The 20828-nt window shown below is 52.0% G+C and carries 20 protein-coding genes; 2 read left to right on the plus strand and 18 right to left on the minus strand.

The features are described from left to right. Nucleotide 1 precedes the first annotated feature (1 nt). From ACVL1J_RS02920 to ACVL1J_RS03000, 17 genes are all read right to left on the minus strand, one after another. Nucleotides 2-343, minus strand: coding sequence for a hypothetical protein (locus ACVL1J_RS02920; protein WP_341237355.1), 342 nt, complete (start codon nt 341-343; stop codon nt 2-4). Beyond that, nucleotides 330-1253 (minus strand): hypothetical protein, encoded by a 924-nt coding sequence (locus ACVL1J_RS02925; RefSeq protein WP_341237356.1) that lies wholly within the window; start codon nt 1251-1253, stop codon nt 330-332. The genes ACVL1J_RS02920 and ACVL1J_RS02925 overlap by 14 nt, the downstream gene beginning before the upstream one ends. 269 nt (nt 1254-1522) lie before the next feature. Next, nucleotides 1523-3250, minus strand: a complete 1728-nt coding sequence (gene sctC, locus ACVL1J_RS02930) for a type III secretion system outer membrane ring subunit SctC (protein WP_341237357.1) — start codon at nt 3248-3250, stop codon at nt 1523-1525. Then, nucleotides 3234-3902: an HrpE/YscL family type III secretion apparatus protein gene (locus tag ACVL1J_RS02935; RefSeq protein ID WP_474563462.1), complete on the minus strand. Its 669-nt coding sequence runs from the start codon at nt 3900-3902 to the stop codon at nt 3234-3236. Before ACVL1J_RS02935 ends, sctC begins: the two co-directional genes overlap by 17 nt. Beyond that, entirely contained in the window at nt 3895-4638 is a 744-nt protein-coding gene (locus ACVL1J_RS02940; RefSeq protein WP_341237359.1) for a hypothetical protein, read from the minus strand. The genes ACVL1J_RS02935 and ACVL1J_RS02940 overlap by 8 nt, the downstream gene beginning before the upstream one ends. Then, complete coding sequence (sctJ, locus tag ACVL1J_RS02945; protein ID WP_341237360.1) at nt 4635-5432, minus strand: type III secretion system inner membrane ring lipoprotein SctJ; 798 nt, start codon at nt 5430-5432, stop codon at nt 4635-4637. The genes ACVL1J_RS02940 and sctJ overlap by 4 nt, the downstream gene beginning before the upstream one ends. 3 nt (nt 5433-5435) lie before the next feature. Beyond that, entirely contained in the window at nt 5436-5960 is a 525-nt protein-coding gene (locus ACVL1J_RS02950; RefSeq protein WP_341237361.1) for a hypothetical protein, read from the minus strand. Continuing rightward, the gene (locus ACVL1J_RS02955; RefSeq protein ID WP_159569187.1) at nt 5926-6687 is read right to left on the minus strand and encodes a flagellar motor protein MotB; all 762 of its coding nucleotides are present in this window, start codon (nt 6685-6687) and stop codon (nt 5926-5928) included. Before ACVL1J_RS02955 ends, ACVL1J_RS02950 begins: the two co-directional genes overlap by 35 nt. Beyond that, nucleotides 6684-7703: a hypothetical protein gene (locus ACVL1J_RS02960; RefSeq protein WP_341237362.1), complete on the minus strand. Its 1020-nt coding sequence runs from the start codon at nt 7701-7703 to the stop codon at nt 6684-6686. The genes ACVL1J_RS02955 and ACVL1J_RS02960 overlap by 4 nt, the downstream gene beginning before the upstream one ends. Nucleotides 7704-7816: 113 nt before the next feature. After that, entirely contained in the window at nt 7817-8194 is a 378-nt protein-coding gene (locus tag ACVL1J_RS02965) for a hypothetical protein (protein WP_341237363.1), read from the minus strand. Between the two features lie 146 nt (nt 8195-8340). Continuing rightward, a complete protein-coding gene (locus ACVL1J_RS02970; protein ID WP_491665103.1) occupies nt 8341-9972 on the minus strand; it encodes a FecR family protein in 1632 nt (543 codons plus the stop codon). Nucleotides 9973-10242: 270 nt separating this feature from the next. Further along, nucleotides 10243-11373: an acyl-CoA dehydrogenase family protein gene (locus ACVL1J_RS02975; protein ID WP_159569183.1), complete on the minus strand. Its 1131-nt coding sequence runs from the start codon at nt 11371-11373 to the stop codon at nt 10243-10245. Nucleotides 11374-11384: 11 nt separating this feature from the next. Then, complete coding sequence (locus tag ACVL1J_RS02980) at nt 11385-13373, minus strand: acetyl/propionyl/methylcrotonyl-CoA carboxylase subunit alpha (RefSeq protein WP_341237729.1); 1989 nt, start codon at nt 13371-13373, stop codon at nt 11385-11387. Continuing rightward, entirely contained in the window at nt 13366-14529 is a 1164-nt protein-coding gene (locus tag ACVL1J_RS02985) for an acyl-CoA dehydrogenase family protein (RefSeq protein ID WP_341237730.1), read from the minus strand. Before ACVL1J_RS02985 ends, ACVL1J_RS02980 begins: the two co-directional genes overlap by 8 nt. Before the next feature lie 35 nt (nt 14530-14564). Beyond that, complete coding sequence (locus tag ACVL1J_RS02990; RefSeq protein WP_341237731.1) at nt 14565-16193, minus strand: acyl-CoA carboxylase subunit beta; 1629 nt, start codon at nt 16191-16193, stop codon at nt 14565-14567. Nucleotides 16194-16289: 96 nt separating this feature from the next. Then, nucleotides 16290-17198, minus strand: coding sequence for an SDR family oxidoreductase (locus ACVL1J_RS02995; protein WP_341237732.1), 909 nt, complete (start codon nt 17196-17198; stop codon nt 16290-16292). Nucleotides 17199-17318: 120 nt separating this feature from the next. Then, the gene (locus tag ACVL1J_RS03000) at nt 17319-17948 is read right to left on the minus strand and encodes a hypothetical protein (RefSeq protein WP_341237733.1); all 630 of its coding nucleotides are present in this window, start codon (nt 17946-17948) and stop codon (nt 17319-17321) included. A 172-nt stretch (nt 17949-18120) separates the two neighbouring features. On the opposite strand from ACVL1J_RS03000, the gene ACVL1J_RS03005 reads away from it, so the two are divergent. Continuing rightward, nucleotides 18121-18810: an SDR family NAD(P)-dependent oxidoreductase gene (locus tag ACVL1J_RS03005; protein ID WP_341237734.1), complete on the plus strand. Its 690-nt coding sequence runs from the start codon at nt 18121-18123 to the stop codon at nt 18808-18810. Nucleotides 18811-18817: 7 nt separating this feature from the next. Here ACVL1J_RS03005 and ACVL1J_RS03010 read toward each other — a convergent pair whose 3' ends face one another. Continuing rightward, a complete protein-coding gene (locus tag ACVL1J_RS03010; protein ID WP_159569177.1) occupies nt 18818-19435 on the minus strand; it encodes a TetR family transcriptional regulator in 618 nt (205 codons plus the stop codon). Nucleotides 19436-19560: 125 nt separating this feature from the next. Here ACVL1J_RS03010 and ACVL1J_RS03015 point away from each other — a divergent pair, with 125 nt between their 5' ends. Then, entirely contained in the window at nt 19561-20826 is a 1266-nt protein-coding gene (locus tag ACVL1J_RS03015; protein ID WP_341237735.1) for an efflux RND transporter periplasmic adaptor subunit, read from the plus strand. The last annotated feature ends 2 nt before the right edge of the window (nt 20827-20828 follow it).

The raw sequence follows: 20828 nt of genomic DNA on the forward strand, positions 1-20828 counted from the left end.
TTTACCTTTGGCTCAAACGGTCAATTTCCCAAGTGATCTTGTCGAAAGTGAGTTGCATTTCCCGAAGGGTTTCCAGATGCCAGTTTTTTGTGGTGCGAAGAATGAATCCCAGTTCGGGTTCGAGTTGGCAATTAATATGAATTCCGGGGAGGGGGTTTTTCATTTCTGCCAGGGCCTTGGACGCCTCTGTGATGCGAGTCGATGGTGGAGTTTCGGAAACCCAGACCATAAAGTATTCTTGATGTTGAGCTGAGAAATGATTTGTCCTGTTCTCGCTTTTCACCATGACCCAGTCGCTATTGGAAACTGACAGTTCGGCTGGTTCGATCTCATGACTGTGCATGCGAAGCTCCTACGGATAGAACTCCTGCAGCCTTCAGATTTTTGTCAATTCCGTCGGTTACTTGTTTTCTGTGAGATCCATTTTTGTAAAGATCTTCAAGCAAGTCACTTTTAAGTACCAAGCGGTTGTAGTTCGTGATGAATATGTTTTTACCGGGTCGGTTGTTCGCACTTACGGCCGAGGCAATTCTTACCAGCGAATTCAACCCTGTGACAACTTCCGCCGATGCAACAGTTTGCAAGCAACTTTCCAGCAAGTTACTCAGCGAGGGCAGACCACTCAATTTTGCCGCGGTGCAGCAGTTGAGAAATTTTTTATGGATTCCCTGAGCCTTGATTAACAGATTGATTTGATTGATTCGGCTAAGGATCATGTAGTGCCGAGGTGCGGTAATTTTCTTGGGGTTTTGTGTTTTCTCTCTCGACAGGATATTGATGAATCCATCGCGCATTTTATTCATGTCAGCGCTGAAATCTTCTTTTGTTACATTGTTCCTGATTGCCTTGAACAGTGACAATATGTCTGGTGCGTCAACGTGAGGTTGTATTTCAATTGTTTGGTATGCCTTGATGAATTCACGAAGGGTCGCTTGTGAAAGTCGACTTTGTTTGCCTACTTCAAACGCAGAAATGGAGCCCGAGATGAAGTCACCGTGTTCTGAGTTAAGTGATTTTTTATAAGTGTTTAAATCTTTGATTTCTGTTTTGCTCAAGCCTGGCTCTTCAAGCAACAGGCTGACAAGCAAGAACTTGCGCAATGCCTTTTCTTCCGGCCGCAAGTTTCCCGCCAGGTCGACCAAACTTTTACTTTTTGTCTTGACTGCTGTGTTTAGCGAAATCAGGTCTTTACTCAGAAATGTCATGTCCGAAGTGAACATAACCCGATACGCTTCTTTGTATTTTTCAGACACGCGCTTTGCTTGTGCGTCTTCCCGGCTGCGGGAGGCTACTGCAATGGCCTGTTCTTCAGCCGTAACTTGTGGCTTGCCTTCCAGCCTGTTTTTTTGGGTTACCTCAACAGGCGGCTCGCCTGAACTGTTGCGTTGTGCATGTGCGCGAATAAAGTTATTGAGTTTTTTCTGCTCAACTGCACTTAGTTGCTTTTTTGCCAAGGCGCCACTTTGAAGCGCTTCAGCTGTTGTGACCTCTTGAACAATTGGTGGAATCGTAATTGCCATGATTACCTCGGAATAGTGCTGTCGAGTTTCAAAGAGGGAGTTCCTTCAAGGTTGTCTCCTTTCAATTTGAATGACATCTGGAGTTCTTTCACCGCTTTGCGTGTGGATTCCGAATCGTGAATTGGCCGGTCAATCAGTCGTGGCGTAATCAGGAAAAGCCTTGCAACAGTTTGTGTACGCTTTTCCGTGGAAGTGAACGCCTTTCCGATATAGGGTATGTCTCCGAGCAGGGGGACTTTGTAGTCATTAACTTCAGTGGATTCTCTGTTGTATCCGCCAATTAGGATGGCCTTTTCCCGTTGAATTACAGCCTGGGTGCTTAGTGATGTGTTCTGCACCCTGGGCATGTTGATTCCTTGCGTATTTTCGGTAAGGCTGCCGTCTTGAATTTCAATGCGCAGGAAAATCCGCTCTTCCTGTTCATCAATGACTACTCGGGGAGTGACCTGCAACAGGCTACCTGCTGTAATTGGAATAACGTCGGCAACGCGTTCGCCAGAAACCTGGATATAAAGTGTTTGGCTAAGGTCGATGTAAGCGGACACATTGTCTTGGGTCACAATTGTTGGGCGCGCAAGTACTTTTGCGTTTTCATCGGCAGAGAGTGCTTTTAACCTGGCCATAAAACGCATTGGATCAACGATGGAAGTGGCGCCGGCTGCGATCAAACTTGGCCGGCCAACGCCGCTGCCGGGAAAGTCGTAGGCAAACCGATCCGACAGCAAACCAAATTCCAGACCCAATTCATTGAGTCCTTTTTGATCGACCTCGACCATCATTGCTTCAACCTCGATCATCGCCACCTGACGGTCCAGTTGATCAATCAGATTCTTGTAGTAGTCGCGCTTACTCTTTGCGTCACGAATCAAGATTGAGTTGGTACGCGGGTCCGCTGTGACGCTAACAAACTCTGCTTTCTCAGGGTCGTCATCGGCTTTCTTTTTCACCCCGCTACTGGGTGAGACAGGCAAAGCACCAATTCTTTCCCCCATCATCAAACCTTCGCCAGGACTAAGGCTGTAGGGGGAGCGTTCAACGTTCATGCCCGGTTTTTTTGCTTCTGGAGAGTTTGCCATTTGCTGATTTGGAAGCCCCAGCAAGTTCAACAGCACCGAGAGTGCACCCGGCGTGGTAACCATGGTTCCACGCAAGTTGGTTTGCCTGTCTTCGACGGATGCGTGCTTGAGCGGAAAAACCATCAGTTGCGTTCCGTGCTTTGCGATCTCGGATGGATCGGGCCGGTCCTGCTCAAAGGAGTCTTCTATTAATGACAGGTAGCTGGCGGGGCCGGAAACAATGAGTTCTTTGCTGTCCATATGAAATACAAACGGGAACTCTTTGTAGTAAAGGCCTGCTGAAGTAAGCAGTTCTTTCCAGTCGTCGTTGGAGCGATCGCCACCCACATAAATGCGCTTTGTTCGCCAGTTTCCTGATCTGTAGGTATACACATTCAGGCCGTTCTGAAACCAATTGATTTGATAGGCACTTTCAAAATAGGCCATCACGTCATTCACTGTTTTAACTTCAAATCGACCACTGACTGGCGAGCTTGGAATACTGTCTGCAACCAAACGCTTTCCAAACATCGACAACATTTTTTCAATAACCCGTTTGGCACTCTCGTCTTGCGCAAGATAGACTTTTGTTTCGACTTTGTCTGTTGTGGCTGCGCGTGATGCAAGCGGGGCGAGGACTAAAGCAAGAATGAGTAATTTAAGAAATACTTTCACTGTTGACCTCAAGATTTTTTATCACAGGTACCAATGCAGGTTCGAGACGTTCAATCTCTTCTTTGTACATCGCGATCAGATTATTCAAAGACACATTGATTTCGGCTCCGTTTGCAGTGCTTATTTTCAGTTCAAATGGTTGTAGTTCTTCATCGGCTTTTACATTCCACTTTCTAAGGTTCATTTGTTCAGCGAGGACTTCGGCAAGTACCTTTTTAACCAAATCTACCTGGTCTGGATTGGCTTGAAGATTCAGTTCCCGTGCGCTGTGAGAACGGATGACCAGCGCTTCGGCAAGTGTTTTGATTTTGAGAAAATCGGATGCAGTTGAAATGAACTGCTCAAGAACAACCACGCAAACTTCTGTGCAAATTGACGAGGAATTATCGAGCAGATTATTTTCTTTCCGGGCAGTGATCTCTTTGAGGGACACCAGGTCTTCGCGCACTGAGTTTGCAGCAAGCTGCCGGGATTGTTCCTTGATTCGTTCAGCTTCGTCATTTGCATCACGCAAAATGATTTGGGCTTGCCTGTGCGCCTGATTCAGTAAATCGTGATAGGTGCTTACGTGATTTAACAGGGCCGCTTTAACGACACCGCCTGATATTTGAAGGCCTTCAGGAAAATGCACCCGCTTGATGAGGTTAAGCATGATCTTCCTTGTGTAGAAAATCGATTTCCTCAAATGAATTGTCGGATGTGTCGTCTGGGTCGAAGTGAAGTTCCATGACTTCGTGGTGCGAATAGACTTCGCTGTGCAAGGCGCAGAAGGCGGCTTCACTCCAGTGGTCAATCACGTCCCACAGCTCTTGTGGAATGGGCTCAAGATCATTGCTCCAGTCGATGATCTCTTTGGCTTGTGTAAGTTGCCAGCGCTGATAGATTTTCGGAAAGTAGCTTCGGAGGTAAACCGCAAACCCCAGTCGTATTCTGTCGTGAAGAAACAGTTGTTTCTTCAAGGTGTTGGCCATATGGCGCGCCGCCGATTCCTGCCATTGGATCAAGGCCTCGGGCAGATCGTTTTTCAATACAATGATTTCGCGGATTACTTCGGGCGAGTTCACGCCAAAACTACTTTCCCAGTCTTGTGGACGTGCGTGAAGAATACTTGCGTCCAGGCTGAACAAGGCGAATCGTTGAAGATGTTCTTCAAGTACGTTGTTTGTCGCGATGGCAATGCTGCGTAACTCTGGACGCAGGATCAGGCGATCATCGGGTAGTTCTGGCATATTCAATGTACTTCGCAATTGAAGCAAGTTGAAATAATCGATGTTGTCGAGCTGCTCTTTTGTCAGGGGCAGTGAGACGCGATGTTCTTCGTGAATTGCGATGAGCGGGTTCGACCACCATGCCCACCAGCGACTCGAAAATGTGAGTTCACCAGTCATTTGAAGATCCTGAGTTTTAGTTTGCGCAATACTTCGGGCCACTCATTTTCGTCTTTGGCCTGGAGCCACACTATCCCCAGTGAGAGTACCCAGAGCGCCACGATCATATAAACGATGCTGAGAAAGTAAATGCGGTCTTCTTCACTTAGCGCCAGCGGGCCATACCAAAGAAGCGGTAAGCAGGCATCGCCACGCGGTTCTGAAGGAATGGCGGCCACGGAGATACTTGTATTGACTTCGCCTGTTATTCCGGGAATGCTTTTGAATATCAGTTCCCTGACGCGTGGAACGTAAGCTGGAAAGGACGATCCGTTCTCGTATTTAACGAACACAGCAGCCGACGAGGGGGAGAGTACTTCACCTGGGTTGGCACGTTCCGGCAGAACAATGTGTACTCGGGCAGATAAAACGCCATCCATGCTCATCAAGGTTTCTTCGAGCTCCTGGGACAGTGCATACAGGTATCTGGCACGCTCCTCCAGTGGTGAGCTAATCATGCTTTCTTTCTTGAAGACCTCACCCATCGATGTTTTTTTCGCTCGGGGTAGTCCTTGCGACTGAAGAATTCGGAGTGCGTCAGAGGACATTTGCTTGGGTACCGAGATGATGACTCCCTCTTTGCCCGATGACTTTTCTACGGGAATGCCGGCCTCTAGAAGACTGGAGTAAATTTCATTGCCTTCTTCTTGCGACAATCCACTGAAAAGCTGACTGTTGCCGGAACAGGCTTGCAAGGCACCGATAAGAAAGAGGTAGCCGATTGAGCGGATGATGAGTTTGAGCGCGGTTTTCAAAATTTAGCGCCTTTTGGTAATGGAATTCATTTCTTCGGAAATGTTCTCGCCCCGGTTGCTGATTCTGCTCATGCTTACAAAATAGGCTGTGGCGGTAAATTTCTGGTAAACAACGGATTGCGTAAATTCGGAGTTCAATGCGAGCGAACCCTTCAGCTCAAAAGTGCTTTGATTGACCTCTTTTTCAAGTTCCTTGATGGCGAGTTCCGCTTCGTTGACACTTGCGGCAGTCTCTTCGATTAGCGTGCCCTGGCTGCGCTTGGTATCTTCTACGGATCGTTTGGAGAGACTTTGAGTTCCACTGCTTAATGCACCATTGATGCTTTTCAGGAGTGTTTGAAACTGATTGATGTTGTCTTGGGGGGCCTGAATTTGACCTGCTTGGCCAAGTGCGATGGCTGATGTTGCTGCGGCGGAATTAATCATTGAAGGTGCTCCTGATGAACTCGTGTTGTCTGAGTTGACGGATTGGGCTAAAAGTTCGCGTGCATGGTCACAACCAACAACGTTCTTTTGCGTCGTCTTCAAACTTCGCATCGTATTGGGATCGATTTTTTTCGGCTTTGTCTACCCCGTAGAACTGGAGTCGAAGTTCTACGCGTCGACTTGCATCTTTGGAGTCGCGCACGTGGTTGAATGCAACACCGCCGGCGAGAAAGAGTTTTTTGACTTGCTGCCTTTGGTCATTGTTTAAACGCACTGCGGTGCTTTGGTCGTTTCGCAGCAATGTGCACATCACCCATTCTGAGCGTTTCAGGCTTAGGTTCAGGTTGTAAAGGTAGGAGCCATCGGTGTCGGTAAAGCCTTCAATCAGCACCTGTTTTAACCATTTTTGTCCTGTTGGCGTGTTCGCTGTGCTCAGAATTGCAGGTACAACTTGATTGAGTGCCTGTTCACCTTCTGCGCTCAATCTGAATTGGTCCGACTGAAATCGACCGACTTCTCCGAAATTGATTCGATTCAGTTTGCAATCGACTTCAACGGATGTATTTGTTTTTGCGACTTCCTCGGATAAGTGTTGACAGATATTTGAAATTTCTTGAAGTCGAACTTTAGTCATGTCCACTTGCTCTTTGATCTCTGGAGTTTCCTTGACTGTTTGCTCCGCTTTTTTTGTGATCGAGGCCAGCGCAGTCACCATGATCACCAGAAAGAGAATCATTAGGGCGGTCATTAAATCGGCGTAAGAAATCCAGAAAGGTTTTTCAGCTTCTTCAGCGTTTCTTGATGGCTGTTGATATTGCCCGAAGCTCATACGGCCTCCTGGCTGTTTTCTATTTGACCGTCTTGCTGTCTTGCCCGAATGACCTTTCTTGCAAGATCCTGGGGATTGCTTTTGATGTGGCTTAGTCGGTTGTCCATTTTTTTGCCCATGTCTTCAATTGGACTTTTGACTTGACGGATCAGTGCGGTTTCTATTTGACTGGCCAGTCGTCGATTGGACTCGGTAAGCGCTTGTTCAAGCGCACCGCCCATGCTGGCGACTTGTTGTGACTGAATAGATTCCAATTGCTTGATCACAGGAACCATGGCTTGAATCAGTTCGTCTTTCAGGCTTTTTGCTTGATCACTTGAGTTTGCTGAGTGATGGACAAGTGTGGCCAAATATTCTTCTCCAACGCCGGCTTCAAAGAGGCTGCTGATTGCATCGACGAGATCATCGAGCGAGCTCAGGCATCGGCGGTAAAGCATCTTTTCCCAGTGGGTGATGATCATTGCGATTGTGATGGCCGCTGCTGATGCATAGAAAGCGTCGCGTACGCCGCCCAGTAAAAGAGAGACGCTTTGTGCCATCAGTTCGGGATTGGACGCGTCAAAATTGGATAGTCCGAATAGCAAACCTGAAAATGTTCCGATAATTCCGATGCCTGTCAGAATGCCTGGCAGGTGCTTGAAGTAATCAACTGCAAGCGGACGATCGACAACCGATGAGACGGAGAAGTAGTAAGAAACGGGGACTGTCAGGCGTGATTTTTTGTTTTTTGTAATTCCGTTGATGAGACCTGTTTGTGTGTGCAGTGTTTTAGAGAAGTCTCGCCAAATGGGTTCGAGTTGTGTGTTTTGAAAAACTCGACCTACGCCGGTTTTTCTGATCATTTCGTCACCGTCGCTCATCGAGCGAATCGTGGTGCTGATTTTTTGCAGTGTCAGGCAAAGTGCTTTGGATACTTTGACGTAGCGCGTGTAGAAAAAGAAACAGGCAGATACCAGTAAGACCATGACGGCGGCAGGAGGCACAAGTTGTAATAAATTAAAGTTTGAGTTTTCCAATTCTTATGCTCCTGCAGCGGAAGGTGTAGCCGGGTGGTACACGTCAAAACAGAAAAAAGATACCTGCCCATCTAGGTTTCCGCCCAAGGGGCAAAGTTCCATTTGTTGCGGAGCTAGCAGTTATTGTGGTTGTTGTCAGGGGACGAGTGTTCGCAGTTGTCGTAGTAGTGGGAAGGCGGAACGAATGTATCGTTGTTTAACCCATTGAATGGGCTGGTGTTGGCAACGGCAGAGGCAGGCGATTTGTACACTACGCCTCCGGCGATCATTAATGCGAGGCCAAGCGCGATTATTAATGGGCCTGTGGGTGCAGCAGGTGTAAAACATATCCCTGCTCCCAAGGCGGCTATGGCAAGCCCTGTGGTGGCCATGACCATGGCGGTTTTTTGACCGAGTGCCTGTGCTTTGGGGGCTGTCGTGTTTTCTATTGGCTGGGTACTTGGCCGTTGACTGTTTGATTGAACCTGATTTGAGCCTATTGAAGCTGGCATGATGAATGTCCTGATTGTCTTTTTGCGTGGTTAATCTCCAAGGAAAGTTCAACTTATTTAAGTGGTGTAAAAACGCAAAAAGGCACCCCGAAGGGTGCCTTTTCACTTTGCGCGGGGGTCGGAGCCCCACGCAATACTACAAAAGCTTAAATGGGCAGGCTGTCTGTGGGCAGCGCGCTGGTTAGTGCATCCAGCGGGCTTGCGCCAGAGGAGATTGGCAGGCTGGACGGGTCGAGCAACGAAGTTACATCGTCCAGTGGTGTGCCTGTCGATGGGAAGCTTGGCAAGCTGCCACCTGCATCACCACCTGCTGCCAGGTCGGTCAATACGCTTGGATCGAGCAGCGAAGTAACCATGTCCAACGGAGTGCCGGTTTCGGGAATGCCACCACCACCGCCGCCAGCCAAGGCGTCAGTTACTGGGCCGAGTACTGCGTCCAAAGGTGTTCCAGTGGGGCCGTCAGAACCGCCACCACCACCGCCAGCCAGGGCGTCACTTACTGGGCCGAGTACCGCGTCCAAAGGTGTTCCAGTGGGGCCGTCAGAACCTCCACCACCACCGCCAGCCAAGGCGTCAGTTACTGGGCCGAGTACTGCGTCCAAAGGTGTTCCAGTGGGGCCGTCTGAGCCACCACCACCGTCGCCGCCTGGCAGGGGCAAGCCGCCTGACAATGCGCCGATCAACGGGTCTGTTACTGGGGTCAGTGCGTCGAAAGCCTGGTTCAGGCCATCGGCCAAGGGTTGGGAAACCATGGGCAGGGCATCAGTTGCTGTGGACAAGCCATCAAACAGGGGGGCCGCCGCGTCAAAACCTTGGGTTAGACCGTCGTTCAAGGGGGACAGAATTGGGTCGAGTTGACCAACCACTTGCGACAAACCGTCGGCCAGTTGGGGAGTCACCATGCTCAAGCCACCACCCAGTTGCTCTGCAACCACGCGCAGGTTCACTGGCAGTGTGTCTGCGGCAGCAGTCACCAATCCATCTTCGTTGCCGGCAATCACGTCTACCAACGGTGACAGCGCTGTTTCAACCGCTTCGGTCACAGGGGTAAGGTTTTGGTCCAGTGAATCAGTTACGGGCTCAAGACCGGTGAGTGCGCCGCTCAAGGTGTTGTTGACTGGGGTCAGCGCGGGTTCGAGTGCGTCAGTGATTGGCGCTGTTTCATTCAGCACGGGGTCGAGTGCTTCGGTAACCGGTTCAAGGGCACCTACAGGCGCATCAACAACGGTTGTCACTGGTGAAAGTGCATCTAGCGTTTGTTCCAGAGCAGGGGAAGCGGGGCCTGCAGCATCGGTAACAGGCTCGAGTGTGCCTGCGGTTGCTTCGCCAGATCCGCCACCTGTGGAGCCGCCACCTGCACCGCCATCGCTGTCATCACTGCCCAGCACGAATGCGGCACCTGCTGCTGCGGCCAATGGGCCAGCCAAACCGCCGGCAGCCAAACCTGCACCAAACAAGCCAAACATGCCGCCTGCGCCGGTGACTGCAACTGTTTCGCCTTCAGTCAGCAATTCGAATTCGCCCTCTGCGACTTCAAATTCTGCACCAGCCTCACCTTCTTTCAATGTGGCTACTGCATTGGATTGCAAAATACCTTCGGTGGCTGTTTGACCATCTGCACCGGGAAACTCGATGTATGCCGAGCCTTCTGCACTGGTGGTAACGGTGTCGCCAGCAGAAATAATGTCGCCTTCTTTGAGAAGGACTTGTTCTCCGTCGGGACGGGTTACAGAAACCTCTCCCAACACGCTTTTGATAACTCCAGTGATATTAGCCACAGTGCATTCTCCGACAATGGTGTGTTCATTTAAAAGTTCGGCAAAAGTTTCGCCTTGTGAGAGTTTTACTGGCGTCAATCAGGAAATGGATGCGAATATTGCTTAATAATTAACAATGTTTTACATTATGTGTAAGTTTTATACTTACAAGTTCTGATTTGCCGCATGTAAAGAACGCCTCGGGGGAAGCCGATCGAACCTAATTTTTTTTAGTTCAGTCGGGTAGTGTAACTCTTTTGGGGGGTGCCTGAGGACACCCAAAATTGGTTCTCACCAGGCCAATTGCCGAATGGCCAACTCTTTCATGATTTCCTCGGCACCACCGCCAATGCACATTACCTTGACTTCCCGGTAAATTCGCTCGGTAGAGCTGCCCCGCATGAAACCCATGCCCCCCAAAATTTGTACGGCCTCGTTGGCGCAATGCTGCAGGGTTTGTGTGGCCTGGTTTTTCAGCAAACAAATGTCTGCGACCAGTTCTTCGTTGATGTCGCCCCGGTCGATGCGCGAAATGGTTTCGTCAAACCAGGCTTCGGTGGCGCGAATCTTCATGCGCATGTCGGCCAGTTTGTGAGCAATCACCTGGTGGTCCATCAGGCGTTTGCCGAATGTTTGGCGATTTTGGGCCCAATCCAGCGCTTCGTTCAGGCACACCTTGGAGAACCCGATGCAGGCACCTGCCAACATGAGGCGTTCGGTGTTGAAGTTTTCCATGATGATGCGAAAACCTTTGCCCTCTTTGCCCACCAAATAGCTTGCGGGTACTTCCACATTGTCGAAATAGATACTGGCGGTGTCGCTCATCCACCAGCCGGTTTTCTTCAACAGACTGCGGGTGAGGCCTTTCGCATTGCCGGGCACCATCAGCACTGAAATACCGCGTGCACCAGGTTCACCGGTGCGCACTGCCACGGTGAGCCAGTCTGCACGCACGCCACTGGTGATGAATACTTTTTCACCGTTGATGCGGTAGTGGGGTAAGCCGTCTTTTTGAAACAGCTCGGCTTTGGTTTTCAGATTGGCCACATCGGACCCACCCGAGGGTTCGGTAATGGCCAAGGCACTGATGGCTTCGCCTTTCAATACAGCAGGCGCGATCATTTGTACCAGTTCTTCACTGCCATGGTTCAACAATGGAGGCAAACCGATGTTGTGACTGAACAGACCTGCCAGCAAGCCGCCACTGCCGGCGGAACACACCAGGTTGGACAGTTTCAGGCGATCCGCCAGTGTGCACTCGAACCCCCCCACTTCTTCCGGGTAGCCCAAACCAAGCAAGCCAAGTTCACCGGCTTGTCGGTAAAGTTCGCGCGGAAACTCACCCGCCTCATCCCAATCGTTGATATTGGGTTTGATTTGTTCATTCACAAATCGCTCGACGGAGCGGAAAAAATCGTCCATGGAGGGTGTCCTTATTGGGTAGGCTTGAGTTGAACCATGATCTGTTTCAATTTCATTTGATCGCCCACATTCACGTGTACCGCCTCGACCACCGCTGCTGATTTCGCTGTAATGCGGTGTTCCATTTTCATGGCTTCCAGACACACCAACACTGTGCCAGCTTCAACCTGTTGGCCGGGCTGAACCAGTACTTGTGTAATTTTGCCGTTCATGGGGCTGGTGATGTTGGGCTGAAATACCCCCTCACCCAGGGCAGAGGCGCTGAGCAAGCTTTCATCTTCAATGAATGCGACCTGTGGGTTGAGCCACCGCTGAACCCAAATACCATTGCCGTTCAAGGCAACAAGATATTGGGCTGAAGTGCCATTGATTGTGGATTGAATTTTGTGAACATTCTGGCCTGTGACCGCGTGCTGCCAGTTGGCGAGAAGCAAGGGTGTATCACCGAGCCCGTCCACTGTGTAGTCATTACTGATTTTGTTGACTTTGATCTGGTGTGTGTTGCCATTCACCTTTAATTTTAGTGGTCGTGGCAATGCGCGTGTACTTGAAAACCCACTGAGTGCACTGGGCCAGGCAGCCTGAGTCGTGTTTTGTTGATGTGCCAGAAAAACAGCGGCCACTGCGCATTCCAGTATTTTGGTTTGGGCTTGAAGCAGTGCTTCGGCGTGTTCAGCCAAAAAGCCTGTACCAAACTCACCGCCCTGAAACACGGGGTGGCTGGCAATGCGCTGCAGGTAAAGCGCGTTGTGCTCGAAGCCAACGAGCACAGTCCGGTTCAGTGCATCAGCCAGTTTTTCACAGGCGGCCAAGCGATTGTCGGCATGCACAATGACTTTGGCCAGCAAACTGTCGTACCAGGGGCTGACCTCGCCACCCATTTGCAGTGCATGGTCGCAGCGGCTGTGTGGGTCTGCTTGCCAGGCCAGTACTGGCCCGGTTTGTGGCATGAAGTCGCGTGCCGGATCTTCTGCACACAAGCGACCTTGAATGGCATGACCGTTGAATCGAATGTGTTCCTGTTGCAGGGTGAGCTGTTCGCCGGAGGCAATGCGCAACTGCCACTGCACCAAATCAATCCCTGTGATTGCTTCGGTGACGCCGTGCTCAACCTGCAGGCGGGTGTTCATTTCGATGAAGTAGAAGTCACCTTGGGTGTCGAGCAAAAACTCCACGGTGCCCGCACCGACGTAATTTGTGGCATGCACCAGCTTCAGTGCGGCCTCGCCCATGCGTGCGCGAAGTTCGCTGTTCACTGCGGGGCTGGGCGCTTCTTCTACAATTTTTTGGTGGCGGCGTTGTACGGAACAATCGCGTTCGCCGAGGTGCACGGCGTGGCCGTGTGTATCGGCCAGCACCTGAATTTCAATGTGGCGCGGGTTGATGATGGCTTTTTCAAGCATGACCCGGTCGTCGTTGAAAGCGTTTTTCGCTTCAAGCTGTGCGGAGTGCAGTTGCGATGCAAACTCGGATTCATTCAGTACCAGGCGCATGCCACGCCCACCACCGCCAGCGAGTGCTTTGATCATGACCGGGTAGCCAATGCGCTGGGCTGCAGCCATTAAATCGGCAACGCTTGCGTTGGGTTCGCTGAAACCGGGTATGCAGGGCAGGCCCGCCTGTTGTGCGATTTCTTTGGCACAGGCTTTGTCAGCCATGTCGGCAATGGCTTGGGGTGTGGGGCCAACCAGGGTAATGCCAGCCTCGGCGCAGGCCTGTGCGAAAGCCGGGCTTTCAGACACAAAACCGTAGCCAGGGTGTATGGCATCTGCCCCGGCTTTCAGGGCAGTTTCAATCAGCTTGTCGATTCGCAAATACGATTCAAGCGACGGTGCGGGGCCTATGCAGTAGGCCTCGTCCGCTTCTTGCACGTGCAGCGCTTGGGCATCGGCCTCGGAATACACCGCCACCGTTGCAATGCCCAAGGGTTGAGCGGCGCGCAAAATTCTGCGCGCAATTTCATTGCGGTTTGCAATCAGCAGTTTTTTGATTCTAGGCATTCTTTTTCTTGCCCGGCAAAATACCCATGAACTTGCAGATAATGCTCAACATCACTTCGTCTGCACCGCCGCCAATGGAAATCAGGCGACCGTCGCGATACAACTGCGATGCCGGGTTTTCCCAAGTGAAGCCCATGCCGCCCCAGAATTGCAGGCATTTGTCGGCCACTTCGCGCACCAAGCGGCCGCTTTTGAGTTTGCACATGCTGGCCAGTTCAGTGACTTCGCCACCTGCTACATATTCTTCAGTGGCTTGCCACACCAAAGCGCGCAGGGCTTCAATTTCGGTTTTCAATTCAGCCAGTGTGAAGTGCACCACTTGTTGGTCCAACACAGTGCTGCCAAACAGGTTGCGTTGGCGGGTGTAATTAATGGTTTCATTCACCACATGCATCATGCCTTCAATGCTGTTGGCCGCGCCCCAAAGGCGCTCTTCCTGAAACTGGATCATTTGGTACATGAAGCCCGCACCTTCCATGCCGATCAGGTTGCGTTGGGGTACGCGCACATTGTCGAAGTGGATCAGGCCGGTGTCGGAAGCCCACATACCAATTTTGTGAATCTTCTTTTCGATCGTAATGCCGGGTGTTTTCATCGGCACGATGATCAAGGATTTATTCTGGTGCGGTTTGCCGTCGCTGGTGTTGGCCAGCAAGCAAATCCAGTCGGCTTGCAAGCTGTTGGTGATCCACATTTTGCTGCCATTGATGACGTAGTCGCTGCCGTCTTTTTTGGCGGTGGTTTTTACACCGGCAACATCGGACCCAGCGCCGGGTTCGGACACGCCAATACACGCCACCATGTCGCCCGCAACGGCAGGAGCCAGAAATTCACGACGCAGTTCGTCGCTGCCGAACCGTGCCAAAGCGGGCGTGGCCATGTCGGTTTGAACGCCGATTGCCATGGGTATGCCGCCACAATGAATTTTTCCCAAAGCTTGCGCCGCCACCACGGAATAGCTGTAGTCCAAACCCATGCCGCCAAACTCTTCTGGTTTGGTCAGGCCAAGCAAGCCAAGATTACCCATCTTTTTGAACAGTTCGTGGGCGGGAAACATTTGTTCCTGTTCCCAGGTGGCCACGTGTGGATTGATCTCTTTTTCCACAAATCGTTCGATGGTGCGTTGTAGTTCTTTGTGTTCCTGGCTTAGTCTCACTGCACTTCCTCCTCGTTATTGGGTACTGATACGCATTAGGGGCGGGCCACGCCAAATTGCATGGGCTGCACACTGCGCTCTTGTTGCAGGCAGGTGATTAGCGCGAGCGCCAATACCTGCCGGGTGTCTCTGGGATCGATCACGCCGTCATCCAGCAGCAGGCCGCTGGTGTGAAATGCGCTGGTTTGCGACTCAAACGTGTCGATGATCTGTTTCTTCATGTTTTCAAGCATGAATTCGGGTACTTCAATGCCTTTGCGGGCTGCGCTGGCCTGCATCACAGTGGCCATGGTGCCCGCTGCCTGCTCGGCACCCATAACTGCTGTTTTGCTGTTGGGCCAGGCAAACACAAAGCGTGGGCCAAATGCGCGACCACACATGCCATAGTTGCCGGCACCAAAACTGGCGCCACACAGCAAGGTGATTTGCGGAACGGTGGCGTTGCTCACTGCCTGAATCATTTTTGAGCCGTGCTTGATGATGCCGCCCTGCTCGGCTTCCTTGCCCACCATGTAACCCGTGGTGTTTTGAAGGTAGATGATTGGCGTTTTGGTTTGGCAGCAGCTTTGAATGAAGTGTGTGGCTTTGGTGGCACCTGCGGTGTCGATTGGGCCCAGGTTGCTGATGATGCCGATTGAAACACCCAAGAGTTTGGCGTATCCGCACAGGGTGGCTGAACCGTAATTGGCTTTGAATTCCAGAAAATCGGAGTCGTCCACGATGCGTGCAATGACCTCACGCATGTCAACCGGGGTTTTGATGTCGGCAGGCATGACGCCCAGCAATTCCTCCGCGGGATAGCGCGGGGCAGGTGCATTGGAATTCAATGCGGGTAATACCTGCCGGTTGCTGTTGTTCCAGTCGATTTTGGCCATCACTTCGCGGGCGAGAGCAATGGCGTGGCGGTCGTCATCGGCGATGTAGTCACCAAGGCCTGAGATGGAACAGTGCATGTCTGCACCGCCCAATTCTTCATCGGTGGCAATTTCACCAGTGGCGGCCTTCAACAAAGGGGGGCCTGCGAGAAAGGCGCGGGCGCGTTCTCGCACCATAATCACCACGTCGCTTAAACCGGGAATGTAAGCACCACCTGCTGTGGATGAGCCGTGCAGCACGTTGACCACAGGCAAACCCGCAGCACTTAATTTGGCCAAACGGTAGAAGTTGCCGCCGCCCAGAATAAAATGCTCGACCTTGTACTTCAGCAGGTTGGCCCCGGCGGATTCGCCCAAATTAATAAAAGGCAGTTTGTTTTCCAGCGCAATGTCTTGGGCCCTTTGCATTTTCTCAATGCCCATGGCTTGGAGCGCGCCTGCCTCAATGCCGGAATCGCTGGCCACGACCATGCACAGGGTATTGGCCACATAGCCCAAGCCGGCAATGATGCCGCCGCCTGGAATGCTTTTCTCGGCTTTTTGGCCGTCTTGCATATACCCAGCCAGTGTGCTGAGTTCCAGAAAAGGGGAGCCTGAATCGAGCAGCAATGCCACCCTGTCACGCGGCAGCAGTTGCCCCCGCTTGGCAAACGAGGGAGCCGCTTTGGCCGATGCGTCGCGGGTGCGTTGTTCCAATGCCCGAAGTTCATTCAGGGCCGTTTCCATGTTGGCTTTGTTGAGTTCAAACTCGGCCGAGTTTGTGGTAACGGCGGTCTCTAAAATTGGCATTGAATTCTGTGCTCTTGGTGTAATTAAAAAATCAAACGTTTGTTTGATTTTGAGGGTGAGGCTTGGGTGTGTCAAGCCTTATGCATGAACTGCGGCTTATTTCTTTTGTTGGGCTGCGCGTGCCGCATCGCGACGTTGGATCACCTCGGGTACGCCACCCAGATGGAAGCTGTTGAATGCCGGGTTGGGTTTGCCAGTGCCAACTTGCCAGATACGGCGGGCGTTGGGGGCTGCGCCGTCAATTCGAATGCAGGAACCGGAAATGAAAGAGGCTGCCGGGCTGCACAAGAAGACCAGTGCGCCAGACACTTCCGCTTCAAGACCCAAGCGGTGTAGCGGAATGGTTTTGTCCAGTTGCATGATGGTTTGCTTCATGGGTTCGGGGTAAGTGTCCATGCCGCTGGAGGCAATGAAGCCCGGGGCAACAGCATTGACTCGCACGGGCGCCCATTCATTGGATGCGGTCTCGGAGAAGTTCAACATACCCGCGCGTGCGGCGCCGGAGTGGCCCATGCCTGGCATGCCGTTCCACATGTCGGCAATGATGTTGGTGATGGACATGTCTGCTTCACCGAGGTGCAACATCATGTACTGGTTGAACACTTCGCGGGCCATGAGAAAACCGCCTGTGAGGTTGTTGCGCACCACGGTTTCGAAGCCTTTGCCGCTGATCATGTTCAAGGGCGATGGAAATTGCCCGCCAGCGTTGTTGATCAGGTGGTTGATTTTGCCGTGAATTGCCAACACTTCCGTCACGGTTTCTTTCACGCGTTCTTCTTCGCGAATGTCGCAACTGTGCAGGGAAATTTTCACAGAACAGGTTTGCTCGATTTCCGCTTTCACGGTTTCCAGCTTTTCCATTTTTCGACCAACCAAGGCGAGGTCGGCACCCAAGCTGGCCAGCTCGTGTGCGGTGCAGCGACCAATGCCCGAGCCGCCACCTGTGACCAGCACCGTTTGTCCTGCAAAAAGGTTGGGGCGAAAAACGGATTGGAAGCTGTTCAAGAGGGTCACCTGTGAATTGTGCTTGTTAATTATTCAAACGATCGTTTGAATTTAAACATGCTTTTTGAATGTGTGCTTGATTACAAGCCAATTCACAGAAGTTTTTTTGTATTGTGATGTTTATCGGCTACCCGCATCCGCCAAACGAATGTTCTCAGTTTTACTAAACATTTGGTCTGCAAACGCAATGGTGGGGGCATTCAGTGCGCGTGAGCTGTCGTGTTCGGGGTCGCGGTTGGAAAAGTCTGTGCGAATCGATTTCACACGCTTGTACACCACGTCAAAGTACTCTGGCATGACTTTTTGAACATAAGCCAGGCCGACCAGGTCGGCCAGCGTTTCTTCAAAATGCACATTGTTCTTGAATTGAATGCCCAAATGGTCTTGAAGTGCTTTCTTTGTGGCGGCCCGTTTGCCTTTCTCGGACATCAAGCAATGGGTCAATTCATGCGCAGAGGTGAATGCGAGAAACGCGGGTTCTGCGCCTTCATGGCCTGAGTCAAGGAAGTGTGACCACACCCGCTTGGCGTCGGCATGTTGGTTCACATGAAGCACGCAGGCCTTGATACCGCTGTTGGTGAGAAACGGGGAGGGGTTGTTCATGGTGCTTTCGCGAACATGAATGCGATCGGTGTCAATGGCGTAGACCTGTGCAAACTGCTCGATTTCCACCTTCATGGCGGCCGTGTCGGGCAGGGTTGCCTGGGGCGTGAACAAGCTCACCAAGCCAAAAAATAAACCGTTCCACATGACATGCTCCAAAAATTCCGGTGATGTCTTGTGAACGGCAGGTATTGATTGCTTCAGTATTGCACCAATGCGTTGCCCTTAAAGGGGGTATTCAAAGGGGGTGGGGGCGTGAAACGGCTGTGCTCGTGTCAAAATGCAAGCAGTCAACTATTCAACGCAGGGGTCGATTTTCATGAGCAACAGCAATCCAGTGGCGATCATTACAGGCGCAGCGGGCAATTTGGGACAGGCCGTTGCCACCCATTTGGGCAGTTTGGGTTACCGACTGCTGTTGATCGATTTGCACCAACCCGAGTGGGAAGGCGAAAGCGATGCGGTGTCGATTGGCAATGTGGATTTGACTCAGCCCGAGCATGCACAGGAAGTGGTGAATCAGGCTTGGGAGTACTTTGGCCAGATCGACGCAGTGGTGAATATTGCAGGTGGTTTTGTGTGGGAAAAACAGGCGGACAGCAGTCTGGAGTCCTGGAATACCCAGTACGCCATGAACGTTCAAACCACGGTCAATATGTGCCAAGCCATATTGCCGCAGTTTCAGGGGCAGCAAAGCGGTGCGATTATTAACATTGGCGCAGCTGCCGCAGGCAAGGCAGCCGAGGGCATGGGCGCGTATGCAGCGGCGAAGTCAAGTGTGCTTCGGTTGACCGAGGCGCTGGCCGCAGAGAACAAACATTTGGGTATTCGGGCCAATGCGGTGTTGCCCAGTGTTCTGGACACGCCCGCCAATCGCGAAGCCATGCCGGATTCCGACCCTGCAGACTGGGTTCGCCCTGAATCATTGGCGGGCGTAATTGCATTTTTGCTGTCAGACGCAGCCCGCGATATAAACGGCGCAGGTCTTCCGGTGACTGGCCGGGTGTAGTTGGGCTTTACTTTCGGCTGGCCAGGCCATTGAGGTAGTTGTCGATGGTGAATTCAGCTTGTTCCATCAAATCAAACAAATTCGGGCTGAGTACAAAATTGGCAAATAGCCCGTCAATCAAGGCATGTAAACCGATGGCGGCCTGACGGGCGTTGGTTTTTGTGGGCAATTCACCTTTGTCGATGGCGGCTTGAAAGTCTGTTTCAATGGTTTGAATACAACCTTGAATGGCTTCCAAATGCCTGTCTCGAATCGGCAACATGTCGTCGACCATTTCCGCTTTGTGCATCACGATGTCGAACACCCGTTGTGTACGTGGGTCTTCGGCCAGGGTGCGCACAACATGCATGGATCGCGTGCGCAGGTAAGCCAGCGGCTGCTGCTCAGGGTGCAGGTCAGGCGTGGCGATGAATTCATCCATTGGTAATATGACGCGCTGTAACATGGCATCAAACAGGTCGGCCTTGTTCTTGAAGTGCCAATAGATGGCCCCCCGCGTCAGGTCCGCAGCCTTGGCAATGTCGTTGAGCGTGGTCCTCGACACCCCTTTTTCCGAGAACACGGCCTCTGCTGTGTCCAGAATCAGGTTGCGGGTTTCCTGCGCTTCTTCCTTCGTTTTTCTCACCACAATCGTCTACGCCAAATTGAAAAATTTATTTACATACACTCATGTATGTATGTATTATCTGACTTCTCGGTCATTAAATCAACCCCGAAAAATTCCCACAAGGATAGTACAGGGCACACATCATGCACAGCAACTCATTGAATTCAAAGCAAACTCAAGCTTCCCCTTACAGCCGCGCATTTGCAGGAGCCACCCTTCTGCCTGCGCTGCTGGTGACTGTTCTGTCCAGCGCTTTGCTGCTGGGCTGCGGCCAGGGTGCCGATGCACAAGCACCCGGTGGTGCCGGCCAGGCCGCACCTGTACCCGTTGTCGAGGTGAAAACCGAAGCACTCGAACTGACCTATGAATACCCTGCGCAAATTGCAGGCCTGCGCGAGGTTGAAATTCGCGCCCGCGTGGCGGGTATTATCGAACGCCGTCTGTTCGAGGAAGGTGGTCGCGTGAAGAAAGGGCAATCTTTGTACAGCCTGGACAACGCCCCTTACCAAACTGCACTGGCCCGTGCTTTGGCCGATGAAAATGCAGCCAAGGTTCGCGCAGCTCAGGCCGAGCGCGATTACAAACGTGTTTTGCCTTTGGCAGACAGCAAGGCTGTTTCCCAATCGGAACTGGACAATGCGCAATCCGCATTTGAAGTGGCCAAGGCCGATTTGCTGGTGGCCAGTGCTGCCGTGCGCACTGCGCGTTTGAATCTGGAATATGCGCGGGTTGAATCGCCCGTGAATGGATTTGCCAGTCGCTCGCAGTATTCCGAGGGCAGTTTTGTATCGGGTCCCTCCGAGTTGTTGACCACGGTAACCCAGATTGATCAGGTGTATGTGAATTTTGGTATTCCTGAAAAAGACCATGAGCAATTGCGCAAAGGCATTGCCAGCGGTGAGATCAGCCTGAGCAACGGCGACCTGGTGGTGGAAGTGCTGGGTGCCGATGGCAAGCCCATGGGCTTTAAGGCGAAGCTGGGCTTTCAGGATGTGCGTGTGAACCCGGCCACTGGCACGGTAGATGCGCGTGCGGTGCTGGCCAACCAGAAAGAAGTGCTGAGTCCGGGGCAGTTTGTGCGCGTGCGTGTCAGCGGCGCTGTGCAAAAAGATGCCGTGTTGTTGCCCCAACGCGCCGTGCTTGAAAACCCGGCCGGCGGCAAGGTTGTGATGACTGTTAGCCCTGAAAACACAGTGGCTCCGCGTCCCGTGCAAGTTGCCCAGTGGAAGGGTGATCAATGGGTAATCACAGATGGCTTGGTTGCAGGCGACAAAGTGATCACCGACGGATTCATGAAAGCGCCCCCTGGTACGCCCGTAAAACCCGTGATTGCAGGCGCCGATGTGCAGCCTGCGCCTGCCGAGGCCGCTGCTGCTGCAGCGCCAGCAGCCACTGAGCAGAAGCAATAAGG

Source organism: Limnobacter sp. G6BE5S (assembly GCF_058448965.1).

Coding starts and splice junctions, on each gene's coding strand:
- ACVL1J_RS02920 (WP_341237355.1), bottom strand. CDS start 343: ATGCACAGTCATGAGATCGAACCAGCCGAACTGTCAGTTTCCAATAGC.
- ACVL1J_RS03000 (WP_341237733.1), bottom strand. CDS start 17,948: ATGTGGAACGGTTTATTTTTTGGCTTGGTGAGCTTGTTCACGCCCCAG.
- ACVL1J_RS03005 (WP_341237734.1), top strand. CDS start 18,121: ATGAGCAACAGCAATCCAGTGGCGATCATTACAGGCGCAGCGGGCAAT.
- ACVL1J_RS02935 (WP_474563462.1), bottom strand. CDS start 3,902: ATGCTTAACCTCATCAAGCGGGTGCATTTTCCTGAAGGCCTTCAAATA.
- ACVL1J_RS02965 (WP_341237363.1), bottom strand. CDS start 8,194: ATGCCAGCTTCAATAGGCTCAAATCAGGTTCAATCAAACAGTCAACGG.
- ACVL1J_RS02940 (WP_341237359.1), bottom strand. CDS start 4,638: ATGACTGGTGAACTCACATTTTCGAGTCGCTGGTGGGCATGGTGGTCG.
- ACVL1J_RS02975 (WP_159569183.1), bottom strand. CDS start 11,373: ATGGACGATTTTTTCCGCTCCGTCGAGCGATTTGTGAATGAACAAATC.
- ACVL1J_RS02990 (WP_341237731.1), bottom strand. CDS start 16,193: ATGCCAATTTTAGAGACCGCCGTTACCACAAACTCGGCCGAGTTTGAA.
- ACVL1J_RS03015 (WP_341237735.1), top strand. CDS start 19,561: ATGCACAGCAACTCATTGAATTCAAAGCAAACTCAAGCTTCCCCTTAC.
- ACVL1J_RS02955 (WP_159569187.1), bottom strand. CDS start 6,687: ATGAGCTTCGGGCAATATCAACAGCCATCAAGAAACGCTGAAGAAGCT.
- ACVL1J_RS02980 (WP_341237729.1), bottom strand. CDS start 13,373: ATGCCTAGAATCAAAAAACTGCTGATTGCAAACCGCAATGAAATTGCG.